Genomic DNA, 14,473 nt, shown 5'->3' with positions numbered 1-14,473 from the left:
TCGCGACACATAGACCTCGTATAATATTAAGATTCAAGTAAAGTGACATGACCAATATAAGGTAAGTGACGGTAGTGCTGAGCATAGTCAATACCATAACCTACGACAAATTCGTCAGGAATCGAAAATCCGATATATTTCACTGGAACGTTCACTTCGCGCCGTGAAGGTTTATCTAGCAGTGTACAAATTTCAATACTGCGTGGATGACGTAATTTTAAAATAGCCATAACTTTGCTAAGTGTATTACCCGTGTCTATAATATCTTCGATAATCAATACATCTTTATCACGGATATCTTCGTCTAAATCTTTTAATATTTTAACATCACGGTTACTAATCACAGCATTACCATAGCTTGACGCTGTCATAAAATCAACTTCGTGTCCAACGGTAATTGCTCTGCTCAAATCGGCCATAAAAATGAAAGAGCCACGTAAAAGACCAACTAAAATAAGTTCATTTTGGCTATGTTGATAATCTTGACTGATTTGTTGACCTAGTTCAATCACGCGCTTTTGGATATCATCAGTAGATATCATCATTTCTAATGTGTGTTTTTTCATTAATAATGCTCAAATTAAATTTTAAAAAAATTAAATGAGATTCTAGCAATTTTCCTTGGTAAAAAGAATAAGCGAACTCATTTTTTATTAAACTGACATGGGAATAGATTTTCGTATTTTATGCTTGAACACCTAGTTACCTAAAATTTTTTGATAACTATTTTTAGTCACCTTTTGTTGTAAACGCCGTTTTTTAAAAAAATCACTCAAAATAGTACTACATTCGTTAGCTAGTACTCCGCCTGTCACTTCTGCATAATGGTTGATGCCTTGCTGAGCAAGAATATCGATAAAAGAACCTGCTGCGCCAGTTTTGTAATCACTTGCACCATACACTACACGTTTAATACGGCTATGAATAATGGCGCCAGCACACATAATACAAGGTTCAAGAGTGACATATAAGGTTGTATTAATTATGCGATAGTTATTCAAAAACTTACCCGCTTGTTCAATAGCTAGTATTTCGGCGTGAGCTGTGGGATTATGCTTACTAATAGGTTGATTAAAACCTTCACCAATAATTTGATTATTTTCATCAACAATCACCGCACCGACAGGGATCTCTCCTATCGATTCGGCACGATTAGCAAGCATTAATGCATGTCGCATCCAAATTTTATCTGACATTTTCAAATTATAAATTATTGAGATTTAGGACATCACGCATGTTGTATAAACCAACAGGTTGTTTGGCAAGCCAGAGTGAAGCTCGTACAGCACCATTAGCGAATGTCATACGGCTGGATGCTTTATGACTAATTTCAACACGTTCACCAATATCGGCAAAAATAGCGGTATGTTCTCCTACTATGTCCCCAGCTCGGATAGTTGCAAAGCCGATAGCGCCTTGTGGTCTTTCCCCTGTGTGACCTTCGCGACAGTAAACTGCACGCTCTTTTAAGTTGCAATCAAGTGCATCTGCTATTGCTTCACCCATGGCTAATGCTGTACCAGACGGCGCATCAACCTTGTGACGGTGATGCGCTTCAATAATTTCGATATCAGTATAACCGCCCATAATTTTGGTGGCTTTTTCCAATAATTTTAGCACTAAGTTAACACCAACACTGAAGTTTGCGGCAAATACAATGGCAATGTTTTTAGCTGCATCAGCAATAGCTTGTTTACCTGCATCATCAAAACCAGTTGTGCCAATGATTATCATTTTTTTATTTTCAACACAAAAAGCTAAGTGTGCAAGGGTACCTTCAGGTCTAGTAAAATCAATTAATACGTCAAATTGGTCTTTAGCTTGTTCTAGATTATTGGTGACTGTAATACCACAAGTACCGATCCCAGCAAGTTCACCAGCATCACTACCAATTAATGATGAACCATCTCGTTCAAATGCTGCACCTAAGGTAACCCCTTCGATTTGCGAAACAGCTTGGATAAGTTGCCGTCCCATTTTGCCACCAGCGCCAGTGATCGCGATACGAATCATGTTTGTTGACATATAACTTTCCTTAACTTTTTGTGAATGTAGATAAATAAATATTATAACGGAAAATAAAGAACTTATACACATAAGCTAAACTTTAATGCTACAATTTTTGATCCGTTTTCTATAAAAAATAATCGGGAGTTATTATGCGATCTCCGTGGTATTTTGGTTGGAACATCGTTATTGCAGCTTCTTTTCTTACTTTACTTTCCAGTGGGTTGAGAATGAGTATGGGGGTCTTTTTTCTTCCCATTGCAAATGATCTCGGTTTTAGCCGTAGCGTCCTTTCTGGAATTATTGCTATAGGTATGCTTTTTTCAGGTATCGCAATGCCAATAGCCGGATATTTAGTGGGTAAATATAGCACTCGTTTTGTCCTAATATTAGGCACGATCATTATTATTCTCTCGACAGTTTGGTCAGCTAACTCAACTAATTATTGGAGCTTTTTACTATCTTTCGGTATTGCATTATCTTTTGGTACTTCTTTTGTGGGGTCAGTTAGTTTTACGCCCATTGTAGCGCGTTGGTTTATTAAACGCAGAGGATTGGCCTTATTTATTTTATCAACAGGAAGTATGGCAGGTATTGCGGTGATGTTACCTGTTTTTGCATTCTTCATTCCTATTTATGGATGGCAAACAACGCTAATTTCGTTTGCTGTGATTTTTATGATTATTGCCTTACCTATTGCTTTGTTTATTATGAAAGATAATCAATCTGAGATCGAAAATTCTAGTATAGAGCCTGTTATCAATCAAAAAATAGAGCCTAATATCAAACTTATAGATGTGCTAAAAACACGTCCATTTTGGCAACTGAGTTTTGGGCTTTTTACCTGTGGCTTCAGTATGAATTTATTAGGAACACACGGTGTCCCAATGCTTATCGATCATGGATTTGATCCTATCACCAGTTCTAATGGTATTGGTTTAATTGGTTTAGTCGCTATTTTTAGTACCTTAGTTTTGGGTTATCTATCTGATATAGTACAACGAAAAAACATTTTGATGATGGTTTATTTAATACGAGGCTTAGGTTTTATTGCTCTTGTTTTAGCATCAACTAAATGGCAGCTTTTTACTATTGCAGCAGTGGGTGGTTTGGTTTGGGCTGGCGCTTTGTCAATGTCTGGAGCTATTACAGCAGATATTTATGGTGTAAAAATTGTGGGATTACTTTCTGGATTAACCTATTTGGGGCATCAAATTGGTGCGATGATTGGTTCATGGTTAGGTGGATGGGCTTACGATCACTTACACACTCATCTAGTTGCGTTTGGTACAGCAAGTATTTTATTGTTACTAGCGGCATTTAGCGCCTATCTTCTTCCCAAACGATAATAGCTTAACACAAATGGACGCCAAGTCGCGTCCATTCTTGCTTACAAAACTTTTAATAATTCAACATCAAAAATTAATGCACTGTATGGTGGAATTGATGCACCAGCACCTTGAGCACCATAAGCTAACTCTTGAGGAATATATAAACGCCATTTTGAACCTTCAGGCATCAGTTGTAGCGCTTCAACCCAGCCTTGAATTACGCCATTGACAGGAAACTCAGCCGGTTGTCCACGCTCTACTGAGCTATCAAATACAGTACCATCAATCAATTGCCCCGTATAATGGACTTGAACGCGATCTGTTGCTTTAGGTAAAGCGCCATCACCTTGTTGGATGATTTCATATTGTAAACCAGATTCAGTCGATTTAATGCCATCTTTATCAAGATTTTTGGCAAGAAAATCTTTACCTGCTTGAGCAATTTTTTCTGCTTGTTTGGCTTTTTCTTTTGTTGCTTGTTCGTGTACATGACGTAGTGCATCATGTAATTCTTGCAAGGGTAGTGCAGGCGGATTACCGGCTAAAACATCTTCCATTGCTTGTTTTAATGCATTGAGTTCTAAATTATTTAAGCCTGATTCTTTCAATTGTTGCCCAATTTGTAATCCAATAGCATAACTTGCTTTTTGATCTATTGTTTCTAGTTTCATTTTGTACCTTAATTGTTTAAAAAAAGCGTCTATTATGACTATATTAAGTTGGTGGATACAAGGATAAAAGTCAAGTGATAATTCGCATCATTACTTGATGATAACTTGATTATTAACTAATTGTTAAAGAATTTATCAATTTGTCTAGCACTCAGGCAAAATATCAGCGATAATATAGTCTATTATTTTTTTTATGGATAAAGTTAGATGCTGTTTCGTAAATTTACCGCCTTTACAATTGTCACGAGTGTTTTATTAACTGGTTGTTCGGTTGTTGAGCGTTGGGTATATAGACCTGATATCAACCAAGGTAATTATGTGACACAAGATGCTCTTGATCTATTAAAGGTAGGTCAAAGTAAAGAACAAGTTGTGTTTATTATGGGGTCACCAATGTTAACTTCTGTTTTTGGTGATAATGTTTGGTATTATGTTTTTCGTCAACAACCGCAGCATGGTGACGTTAGCCAAAGAAGTTATGCTGTTTATTTTGATGAAATGGGCTTAGTAAAAGACATTAAAGCATCAGAACTAGACGGTTCAAAATCATTAGAAGAAATGAATAAACAAGGTATATCAGATCCGATTGATAAAAAATCTGATGATGATAATCCTGACTCCGACTCTTAATCAAAAACCTCGTTATTTAACGAGGTTTTTGATTTTTGTTTACCTATTTTAATTTTATACCTATAAAAGGTAATAACTTGCAACGATTATTAGTAATAACTACCGTATAAATTAATAATAATAGGTATGTGTATTATAAAAAGCAGTATTGAAGAGATAAATGTAATTAAAAATATTTACAGTAGCCGTATATTGAGATATTTATTTGGTTTGTATCTATTCTTATTATTTATATTGTGGTTTTATTTGAAAACGTCGAGTAAAATAACAAATTTTTAATTGATGTCGAGGTTTTTTTGCATAACAGGTCAAGTCTAAATCGTTTTTCCATTGCCCCTATGCTTGATTGGACCGATAAGCATTGCCGTTATTTTCATCGAATTTTAACTAAACAAACATTACTCTATACCGAAATGGTGACCACTGGCGCGATTTTATTTGGAAAAGGGGATTATTTAGCTTTCAATAATGAAGAACATCCAGTCAGCTTACAACTAGGTGGTAGCGATCCTAAAGCATTAGCACAATGTGCAAAATTAGCACAAGAACGTGGTTATGATGAAATAAATTTAAATGTAGGTTGCCCATCCGATCGTGTACAAAATGGCATGTTTGGTGCTTGTTTAATGGGAAAAGCCGATTTAGTTGCAGACTGTGTTGCACAAATGCAAGATCAGGTTGATATTCCCGTCACAGTAAAAACCCGAATTGGCATTGATAATTTTGATAGCTATGCATTTTTATGTCAATTTATTGAAAAAGTCATGCCCTATACTAATACATTCATTGTGCATGCACGTAAAGCGTGGTTGTCTGGGTTAAGCCCAAAGGAAAACCGAGAAGTCCCTCCGCTCGATTATGATCGTGTTTACCAACTTAAACAAGATTATCCCGACTTAACTATCGCGATTAACGGTGGTATTAAAACAATTGACGAAATAAAACACCATCTAAAGTATGTTGATGGTGTAATGGTTGGGCGAGAAGCTTATCAAAACCCACTATTACTGACTCAAATTGATGCACAAATTTTTGGATTAAACTCTCCAATAATCGAACCTAAATTAGCGATTCAGGCACTTTACCCTTATATTGAACAGCAACTGACACAAGGGGCACAGCTAAATCATATCATGCGCCACACATTAGGGTTATTTAATGGACACAAAGGCGCAAGGCAATGGAGACGTTATTTGAGCGAAAATGCCCACAAAAAAAGTGCGGGTGTTGACGTTGTTGAGCAGGCTTTAACATTCATCAAGTAGATGACAAAAAATAGCGGTTATGATCGATAAATATTGATGATAATTGGACGCAACTAGTATATCGTTATATACTAATCCACATTTTTCATAATGGTTTTTATTCAGTGCGTTTAAATTCAAGCCAACAAAAAGCTGTCGAATATGTTTCAGGCCCTTGTCTTGTATTAGCGGGCGCTGGTTCTGGAAAAACTCGGGTTATCATCAACAAAATTGCTTACCTAATTCGTGTTAAAGAGTATTTACCACGCCACATTATTGCCGTCACTTTTACCAACAAAGCCGCACGTGAAATGAAGGAACGTATTGCTCAATCGCTCAGCAAACAAGAGGCTAGAGGGCTAAAAATATCGACATTCCATACTTTAGGGTTAGATATTATCCGCAAAGAATATAAACACCTTGGCATCAAGTCGAACTTTTCTTTATTTGACGATCACGACCAAACAGCACTATTAAAAGAACTCACACAGCAATGGTTAGATGGAGATAAAGACCTTATCAACCAACTGCGCTCAACCATATCAAATTGGAAAAACGACATTATCGACTCAACCCTTGCCATGGCAAGGGCGCAAACTAACAAAGAAAAGCTTTTTGCACACTGCTATCAACTTTACGAAAAACAACTAAAATCGTGTAGTATTTTAGATTTTGATGATCTGATCTTACTACCTACACTATTATTAAAAAACAACGAACAAGTCCGCGAAAAGTGGCAAAATAAAGTTCGTTATTTGCTAGTTGACGAATATCAAGACACTAATACTAGCCAATACGAATTTATCAAATTACTTGTTGGCAACCGAGCTAAATTCACTGTGGTGGGCGATGATGATCAATCAATCTACTCTTGGCGAGGCGCACGTCCACAAAACTTAGTATTACTGAAACAGGACTTCCCAAATTTAGAAGTAATCAAACTCGAACAAAATTACCGATCATCGGGTCGTATTTTAAAAGTTGCCAACATCTTAATCGAAAATAATCCACATATATTTGAAAAAAAACTCTTCTCAGAGCTTGGCTATGGTGAAGTTATTAGAATCATCTCGGCCGATAGTGAAGAACACGAGGCCGAAAAAGTTATTAATGATCTTATTGGTCATCGTTTTACGAATAATAGCCAATACGGACAATATGCCATATTGTATCGTGGTAATCATCAAGCGCGTCTTATTGAAAAAATGCTAATGCAATACCGAATACCATATCGAATATCGGGCGGAACCTCGTTTTTTGCACGTGTTGAAATCAAAGACTTAATGGCTTATTTACGGTTATTAACTAACCCTGATGATGATAATGCGTTTATTCGCATTATCAACACACCAAAACGAGAAATTGGCCCAGCAACCATCCAAAAATTAGGGGAGTGGGCAAATCACCGAGGTATTAGCCTATATCAAGCAAGTCATGATATGGGGTTAACTCAACTACTATCTGGCAAACGCATGGAATCGCTACAGGTATTTATTCATTGGTTTGATACGCTTATTCAAAAATCACATCATGAACCGATGGACGCGATTTATGAACTACTGCATGGTATCAATTATGAAAGCTGGATTTATGAAACATCCACATCCCCAGCATCAGGCCAAATGCGTATGCGCAATGTTGAACAGCTAGTTAGCTGGTTAAATGATATGTTAAAAGGCGATGATATTGACGAAGCTATGACACTTGAACAAGCTGTTGCCAGATTTACCTTACGAGACATGCTAGAACGTAACGAAACCGAAGAAGAGCTCGATCAAGTTCAGCTTATGACACTGCATGCTTCGAAAGGGTTAGAGTTTCCTTATGTGTATTTAGTTGGTATGTCAGAAGGCTTATTACCTCACCAAAACAGTATTGATGAAGACAATATCGAAGAAGAGCGCCGCCTAGCCTATGTAGGCATTACTCGAGCTCAACAAGAGCTCACATTTTCATTTAGCCGACAACGTAAACAATTTGGAGAAACAATACAAGTCGAACCAAGTCGATTCTTATTAGAACTGCCACAAGATGACTTGGCATGGCAAGATCAACGCAACGAACTATCTCCCGAAAAAAAAATGCAACAAGGACAAAGCCGCCTAGCCATGCTAAAAGCGCAAATTGCCAAGGCTAAATAAGCAAATATTAATCATGACAATGTAAGGAATACAAAATATGAAGTTAATGATAAGTGTCATATTAATATTAATCAGTTGCTTTACGCATGCGATAGACTTTAATTATCACTCTGACAACACGCAGTTTTATCTATTAATTAAACAAATTGAATCTCAAAAAACATTACCTAGATTGGATACAGCAAAAGGTAAAGAAATCCTTAGCAAATTCACCGATCCCAAACTTATTGGAAATTTTTCAAACGATAAATTAGACGAACAATTGCAAATCACCAATTATATTAACTATATAGTAGAAATGTATTTGATCTTTTCGCCAAATAAATCAAACCAATTAACGAGCCAAGACCTAACCAATAACCTAAAAAAATTCCAAGCTGAAATCATTCTATTAAGTAATTTTAATATAAAGTATTTTGCGGCAATATCACAGCAGGTTAACCAGTTTTATAAAGAACTTCCAGAAGCGGAGAAGGGTGGAGTTATAAAATATAGTACAAAAATGATGCAAGTAGAAATGTTAAAATACTATTATGGTGGATTTAAGTGGATGGAACTACCGGACTGTTTAACTGAACAATCCAAACTTAATATTATCACTACTCTAGAACAATCGGCTGAAAATTATGCAAATGTGATAACTGAACAACAAAAACTACAAATTATCGAAAAGGCTGAAACACTAATAACTCAACAACCGGCATTTGAAGCACAGTTATCACACATTATTGAAGTGATGAAAAAAAGCAAATGTGAAGAACTATGCAAAATAGCCAACAAAAAAATAAAGCAACCTGAAAAAATAGAGGAAAATAACTAAAATCAAAAACGATTAACAAATAAAGCGCTATATATCAAATAGTCACCAAATTGCTTATAGGTCGTCTATATTCATGACCAAAACAAAAAATAAACACCTAGATTGGTGATATTTTGACAATCCAACGCAATAAACCATTAAAAATCATTGACGGATAGAAATAGCTTTATATAATACACAGCGTCTAATCAACAAATCCAATCCCAGTCTCCTTAGCTCAGCTGGATAGAGCAACGGCCTTCTAAGCCGTAGGTCACAGGTTCGAATCCTGTAGGGGACGCCATTAAAAGATAAGATAATCAATGATTTGCAACCGCCAAGCTCAAAGCTTGATTATCTTTATTTTGATTTTGTGACCAAAATGTGACTGCATTTGAAAAATGGCTTAAATGCTCAGCGTTTAAATGCGCATATTTTTTTACCATTTCCAACGTTTCCCAACCACCCAATTCTTGCAATGTAAAAAGAGGTGTTCCACTTTGAACGTGCCAGCTAGCCCACGTGTGGCGTAGATCGTGAAAATGGAAATCATCAATATTGCAAATTTCCGTAGCACGATTAAAAGCGCGTCGATCAATATCTTTTAATGGGTTATTATTTGTACTCACAAAAACATACTTGCTATTGATGAGTCGTCTGTTTTTTAATAACCCAACAGCCTCATCATTTAATAACAGCGATCTTGCTTTGCCATTTTTTGCAATATCGTTGCTTACTATAGCTATTTTGTTTTGAAAATCTATCTTATCCCAAGTTAATGATAAAATTTCAGTTCGTCTTGCACCAGTTAATAACGCAAATAAACAAACATCACGCAACCATCCTAGAGATATGTTTCTTAACAATTCTTGAGCTTGTTGCTTTGTTACCCATCTAACCCTAACTTTTGGTTCTTTCTGTTTTCCGACGTATGGAACGGAGGCAATCCAATTGTTCTTTTGAGCTAGACTCAACGCCCTAAGTATTATTTTGCGATATTTATTTATTGTAGCTGGAGCTAATGGTTTTTTATTTTTCGCGTTATGTGTTGGCAGATTATTATCTATCATTTCACCGGTAATCGATGACAAATTTTTACCACCAAAAATAGCGCGCCAATATTTTGCATGACGAACTTTAGTTGCATAATCGTTTTGGTCTTTTCCGTCATTTAGTAGTAACAATAAAGCTTCGTCAAATGTACGTTCTAAACGCTTATCAAGTCGGCTTATTGCCCACATTTCATGCTTTACTTTGTCATGATATTCCTGAGCGAGTTTTTTATCACTCACCCCAGTAGAGCGTCTAATTCGTTCGCCGCTTGGTGTGCGGATGTCGATATAATAGACGCCATTTCTCTTTGATAATGACATTTTTTAACCTCCTTTTTGTCATTAACAAGAGCTAGCCGAATAACATTATTATTTCTTTTCTTGCTCTCGTCTATGTAATTTTGTAAATCCGATTCAGATATGCGCCAAAAGCCCCCGATTTTGTACATGTGATATTTTGCAGGATTTGCTCGTACCGTATGCTCCGATAGTTTCAATGCTTTTGCCACATATCGCATATCATGTAGCGGTGTCATTATTTACTCCTAAAATTTCTTCTCATCTCTCATCAAAAAATCACACTAAGTAATTCGCTGTATTAAAATACTCTGATTTAATTTTTAGTTCGTGTGTTGTCATGGTTGTTTCCTTTAGATAATAGTTATCGTACGCCAAATAATGGGCGTGAGAATATTTGTAAAATTAATAGAATAGGGTGGTATAAAACGAGTTTGCTTCAATAAAAGCTTTATTTTATACTTTGTTAAGTACAATTTACTTCATTTTGATTTTTGAACTTTCAAAAACAATATAAAAAAGTATTATTAATAAAAATTAATAGTCAAAAAAGGGATTCTTATGTTGAAAAAGATAATATTACTTTCGATGTTATTTTCTACAGCCGCACAAGCTAAATTTATTCATCCAATGGACTTTGATGGTTCGGAGGCTCAAAAGCAAGAAGTTATCGAATATATTAAGGCTAACGTAAAAAAAGATTATTGTGAACAACTAGATATGTGCCAAGCTTCCAATTTGAGAATGATGGAGCAAGAGAATTTAAATGCATTTAAAAAAGCTACTAAGGCAAAAAATAGAAAAATAATGGATCAGGTAATTAAAGATTATTGTAATAGTGGTTTAGATATGTGTAGTTATAGCAACATACTAATGATGTATGAAGAAAACAATAAAGCCGACAATAAGGAATTATCTTGGTAGATGTTCCATAATATAACTCACAATAAAAAACCGCTACATGAGCGGTTTTTTATAACCATTTGATTTAAAAAGGTATATCGTCGTCAAAATCCATCGGTGGTTCTGGCGCAGTTGTTTGCGGTTTAGATTGTTGAGGCTGTTGTTCATCCTGCTTTTTAGTCAATTGAATTTGAGATACTCGCAAACACGGTCTTGTGAATGTTGCACCATCTTTTTGCCATTCTTCAACATAAAACTCACCGCTAACTACTACCAAATCGCCTTTTTTGATCTTCGGTGCATAACCCTCCGCGACCTTACCCCATAAAATGCACTTAATCCATGATGTTTTTTGATGTTCGCCGTAACCTTGTTTAACTGGTAATTGAAATTCTGCTACCGCTGTATTGTTTTGTAGATAACGTAATTCCGCATCTTTTCCTGCGTTACCCGTTGCTGTCATTGTGTTAATTGCCATTTTCTTGCTCCACTAATGATTGATCAATTGCATTTTTACAAATTTGCTCTTTGATAGTTTTAGTTAATCTAGTCATAATTCTTTCCTTTAAAAAAACCGTCACTTGGACGGTTATGAGGCTTCTATTTGTTTGATACGCTCATCGAGTTCTTGCAGAAATTTGATAACTTCTGCTTCTATCTCTTGAGCTAATGCTTCGTCGTAATGAATTCGTATGCACCTAAAACTCAAATTATCGGGTAATCTATCGTCATAACTGACAAAATCGCACCATTTTCGACCTGTGCACATCATTTGCCATTGCATTTGTAAGATGTACTCACGCTTTGGCTTTAGTGATTGCATAAATTCTAAGTGTGTCCACGTATTCGGGCATTTTATTTCGATCAGCCCGTCATCATTTACTAACCCGTCAGGACTAGCGCCAGCGTTTTCGATTGTAGGGTGGGGAATAAAGCCAACTTCTTTAACGGTTACGTCAAATTGGTTAAGTATGTACATTTCTCTAGCTGTTGGCTCTAACTCTGTGCCGCGTTGCATTGCGGCGTTAGAGTATGATTCGGTTGGTTTTTCTGTTAGTCGTTCGCAAATCAGCTGAGCCATGTAATTTTGACGACTAGTCGAATAACCGCTTTTTGTTTTAGTCATCACATCACTAATTCTACTTGCGGTTACTTTGCCCAGTCGCACGTTAAACCATTCATCCGTTCGCTGTTCCATTATTAGCCTCTTTTGCTATATCATAGATACGGCGCTTTTCAGTGGACCCGATAAGTTTTTGGTCTTCAATTGATAACGATTTCCAAAACTCACCCATTGCATCAATGCCTTTTTGTGCAGATTGTTCAACCGCTTTGATTAATGATTCTCGTTTTTTGTTTAACGCATCTTCATTAATTTTTTGCGCCTGTTTTTCTTCTTCTGGTAAATCTTCACCAGCATAGATATAAAAACCCAACCCAAACATAGATATGGCTTTAGTTAAACATCGCATGGTCGCTTTATTAATATCTACTGAATTTGGTGACTTAATAGCGTGGTTTTTAAAATCCATAACTGGTAGCCACATAAATCGAGTTGCCTCGTTGTTATCCTCTTTTATTGTTAGCGTTACGCTAACCGTCATAGAGCCATCCATTTCTGTGGTTGGTGGGTTAATTATGTATGAGGATTGAGGGTAATACTCCATTAAAACACCCCATGCCCACGCCCAAGACAAATATGTTAATCCGTTCTTTTTTTCAACTTTGTCGTTAACATTAACCTGCGATAGAGTTTCCCAAATTTTCTTTTCAAATGATTCTGCCATTTGTATATTCCTTTTTAATTCGTTGCTACTTCTAACATCCAGCTAAACCACATAAATAACCCACCCAATGTCAAAGCGTAGGTACAAAAAAGGGCGTATAGTTGTTCGCCCTTAGTTATTTTGTAATTTAGTCTGAATCGGTCTGTGTCATGTACATTACAGCCGACGTAATCAATTGGGATTGTGTTCATGCTATTTCCTCAATTCTTTGAAAAACCAATCTGTTATGTCTTCTAAATCAGAAGCTCTCAGCGTCAAAATACATTAGGTCATCCCCAAAAAGCCCTCAAAAGAGGGCAAGCGGATGTAGTATGTGCTCGTCTTTCCGAGCTGTCAGAATCTCTTGCTATACTCAGTTTTTGCTTGTGAATAGCATATGTCGGTTATAAATTGGTCATAAATTTCTTTGTCGATTGTTTTGCTTTCTAGCTTTATTTTTAGTAGCTCTACAATTTGCCAATCATTGTCGTTACCGAAATTTTTAATTAATTCTTCGGCTCTAGTTTCAATCCAATTATCTTTAGCATCTTGCATTTCGACATCGTTCATCATTTTGCAATATGCTTTTTCGTAACCGTTCTCTACAGCTCTATGTAATTGCATAACTCACCTCGAAATTTGGTAGTTTTAATTCATAAATTCACTCCTAAATAAGTTTGTGAATAATATATTTGGCAGTATAATGCGTTTTATTTATACAAAAGGAACTGATATGAATATATTCAATAGGTTAGTTAGGGGAGAGCTTAGCCTAACCGTAACTTTTTGGGTGTTTGGTGTTTTTGTTTTTTTTGTTTTGCAGTTATCAACATTTATAATTTTTTGTTTATCTAAAAACTCAGTTTATGGAGCAGGGCTAATATTTTTAGTTTTTTTAGCTAGGTGCATATTGATGTTAATGACTTCAATAGGGCTATGTAAAATGATACTAAACAAAAACTCTGTTTTGGCACTTTTAGCCTTCCTATTAATGGGGTTAGTTTTCATTTATACTTGCTCAGATATAATCGCAGCTGCAAGAGTCTTTTTGAGAATATTATCACGCATTTCATAATTTATTTGTAAGCTATTTGCTAATTATCAAACTAGATGGCTCTCGTTGAAAGACATTTGGTTTGAATATTAGACGCAGACCTCTCAGCCTGCTTGGTGGTTTACCTGCACAATTCATCCAGTCACCCACTAGGCGGAATCAGCAACCAGTAGCCGCCTCTAATCTCTGGTTGCTATATAAAATTAAGCAATCTTCTTACTAAAGAACTTGATGGCCAGTCGGTCTCTTTCGAGGCTGGGAGTGATTAAGTCGCTCACCCGATGCGTACTGCTGTGATTGCTATCAAAACCGCTGTACTTTCATATGCTCCAGCTAGCTACTTGAATCTCGCTTAACTAATTAAGTAACTCGTGGTATTGCTTAATTCTTTTGTTAAGTTGATTTGTTTTGATGTGTAATAATTTAAGATATCTAAAATTAATTGTCAATAAAATATTTAAGAAATCTAAAATAAATTTAAGTATTCTGTAATTGTTTTTTTGTATGCGAGTTATGAGTAATATTGAATTGCAAATTATTTTTTAACCAGAAAGGTGTTTTAAAGTTGTGGTGGGATT

The 14,473-nt window shown here is 35.9% G+C and carries 17 protein-coding genes and 1 tRNA gene; 8 read left to right on the top strand and 10 right to left on the bottom strand.

Going from position 1 to position 14,473, the window contains the following annotated elements; translation table 11 throughout:
• Positions 1 to 26 precede the first annotated feature (26 nt).
• The 3 genes from hpt to dapB all read right to left on the bottom strand — a co-directional run bounded on the left by hpt (position 27) and on the right by dapB (position 2,025).
• On the bottom strand, positions 27 to 566 hold the full coding sequence (gene hpt / locus ACYIAJ_RS02175; RefSeq protein WP_085247860.1) for a hypoxanthine phosphoribosyltransferase: 540 nt from the start codon (positions 564 to 566) through the stop codon (positions 27 to 29).
• A 132-nt stretch (positions 567 to 698) separates the two neighbouring features.
• The gene (gene tadA / locus ACYIAJ_RS02170) at positions 699 to 1,196 is read right to left on the bottom strand and encodes a tRNA adenosine(34) deaminase TadA (RefSeq protein WP_483564269.1); all 498 of its coding nucleotides are present in this window, start codon (positions 1,194 to 1,196) and stop codon (positions 699 to 701) included.
• Positions 1,197 to 1,203: 7 nt separating this feature from the next.
• Positions 1,204 to 2,025, bottom strand: a complete 822-nt coding sequence (gene dapB / locus ACYIAJ_RS02165) for a 4-hydroxy-tetrahydrodipicolinate reductase (RefSeq protein WP_483564268.1) — start codon at positions 2,023 to 2,025, stop codon at positions 1,204 to 1,206.
• A 134-nt stretch (positions 2,026 to 2,159) separates the two neighbouring features.
• On the opposite strand from dapB, the gene ACYIAJ_RS02160 reads away from it, so the two are divergent.
• Positions 2,160 to 3,356 (top strand): MFS transporter, encoded by a 1,197-nt coding sequence (locus ACYIAJ_RS02160; protein WP_483564267.1) that lies wholly within the window; start codon positions 2,160 to 2,162, stop codon positions 3,354 to 3,356.
• A gap of 41 nt (positions 3,357 to 3,397) precedes the next feature.
• Here the strand turns inward: ACYIAJ_RS02160 and bamJ are convergent, their stop codons facing one another.
• Complete coding sequence (gene bamJ / locus ACYIAJ_RS02155) at positions 3,398 to 4,009, bottom strand: BamJ family beta-barrel-assembly machinery protein (RefSeq protein ID WP_065586230.1); 612 nt, start codon at positions 4,007 to 4,009, stop codon at positions 3,398 to 3,400.
• A 207-nt stretch (positions 4,010 to 4,216) separates the two neighbouring features.
• Between bamJ and bamE the strand changes: the two genes are divergently transcribed.
• The 5 genes from bamE (at position 4,217) to ACYIAJ_RS02130 (ending at position 9,127) form a co-directional block, all read left to right on the top strand.
• Complete coding sequence (gene bamE, locus ACYIAJ_RS02150) at positions 4,217 to 4,639, top strand: outer membrane protein assembly factor BamE (protein WP_483564266.1); 423 nt, start codon at positions 4,217 to 4,219, stop codon at positions 4,637 to 4,639.
• Positions 4,640 to 4,935: 296 nt separating this feature from the next.
• Positions 4,936 to 5,904, top strand: coding sequence for a tRNA dihydrouridine(20/20a) synthase DusA (dusA, locus tag ACYIAJ_RS02145; protein WP_483559280.1), 969 nt, complete (start codon positions 4,936 to 4,938; stop codon positions 5,902 to 5,904).
• Between the two features lie 104 nt (positions 5,905 to 6,008).
• The gene (gene rep, locus ACYIAJ_RS02140) at positions 6,009 to 8,024 is read left to right on the top strand and encodes a DNA helicase Rep (RefSeq protein ID WP_483559281.1); all 2,016 of its coding nucleotides are present in this window, start codon (positions 6,009 to 6,011) and stop codon (positions 8,022 to 8,024) included.
• A gap of 37 nt (positions 8,025 to 8,061) precedes the next feature.
• Positions 8,062 to 8,844 (top strand): hypothetical protein, encoded by a 783-nt coding sequence (locus ACYIAJ_RS02135; RefSeq protein ID WP_483559283.1) that lies wholly within the window; start codon positions 8,062 to 8,064, stop codon positions 8,842 to 8,844.
• 206 nt (positions 8,845 to 9,050) lie between these two features.
• Positions 9,051 to 9,127, top strand: a tRNA-Arg gene (locus tag ACYIAJ_RS02130).
• 16 nt (positions 9,128 to 9,143) lie between these two features.
• Here ACYIAJ_RS02130 and ACYIAJ_RS02125 read toward each other — a convergent pair.
• Complete coding sequence (locus tag ACYIAJ_RS02125) at positions 9,144 to 10,196, bottom strand: tyrosine-type recombinase/integrase (RefSeq protein WP_483564265.1); 1,053 nt, start codon at positions 10,194 to 10,196, stop codon at positions 9,144 to 9,146.
• Between the two features lie 537 nt (positions 10,197 to 10,733).
• Here ACYIAJ_RS02125 and ACYIAJ_RS02120 point away from each other — a divergent pair.
• Positions 10,734 to 11,096, top strand: a complete 363-nt coding sequence (locus ACYIAJ_RS02120; RefSeq protein ID WP_483559286.1) for a hypothetical protein — start codon at positions 10,734 to 10,736, stop codon at positions 11,094 to 11,096.
• A gap of 64 nt (positions 11,097 to 11,160) precedes the next feature.
• Here the strand turns inward: ACYIAJ_RS02120 and ACYIAJ_RS02115 are convergent, their stop codons facing one another.
• From ACYIAJ_RS02115 to ACYIAJ_RS02095, 5 genes are all read right to left on the bottom strand, one after another.
• Positions 11,161 to 11,553, bottom strand: a complete 393-nt coding sequence (locus tag ACYIAJ_RS02115) for a single-stranded DNA-binding protein (protein WP_483559288.1) — start codon at positions 11,551 to 11,553, stop codon at positions 11,161 to 11,163.
• Between the two features lie 111 nt (positions 11,554 to 11,664).
• Positions 11,665 to 12,273: a lambda exonuclease family protein gene (locus ACYIAJ_RS02110; protein WP_483559289.1), complete on the bottom strand. Its 609-nt coding sequence runs from the start codon at positions 12,271 to 12,273 to the stop codon at positions 11,665 to 11,667.
• Complete coding sequence (locus tag ACYIAJ_RS02105) at positions 12,254 to 12,862, bottom strand: Sak single strand annealing protein (RefSeq protein ID WP_483559291.1); 609 nt, start codon at positions 12,860 to 12,862, stop codon at positions 12,254 to 12,256. Before ACYIAJ_RS02105 ends, ACYIAJ_RS02110 begins: the two co-directional genes overlap by 20 nt.
• Before the next feature lie 14 nt (positions 12,863 to 12,876).
• Complete coding sequence (locus tag ACYIAJ_RS02100; protein WP_483559293.1) at positions 12,877 to 13,053, bottom strand: hypothetical protein; 177 nt, start codon at positions 13,051 to 13,053, stop codon at positions 12,877 to 12,879.
• A 142-nt stretch (positions 13,054 to 13,195) separates the two neighbouring features.
• Positions 13,196 to 13,465 (bottom strand): hypothetical protein, encoded by a 270-nt coding sequence (locus tag ACYIAJ_RS02095; protein WP_483559295.1) that lies wholly within the window; start codon positions 13,463 to 13,465, stop codon positions 13,196 to 13,198.
• A 109-nt stretch (positions 13,466 to 13,574) separates the two neighbouring features.
• On the opposite strand from ACYIAJ_RS02095, the gene ACYIAJ_RS02090 reads away from it, so the two are divergent.
• Entirely contained in the window at positions 13,575 to 13,916 is a 342-nt protein-coding gene (locus ACYIAJ_RS02090) for a hypothetical protein (RefSeq protein ID WP_483559297.1), read from the top strand.
• Positions 13,917 to 14,473 lie beyond the last annotated feature (557 nt).

The sequence above is a fragment of the Gilliamella sp. X-46 genome (genome assembly GCF_057063525.1).
Note: the sequence above shows the minus strand (reverse complement) of the source record. Positions and strands in the feature narration are given on the sequence as shown.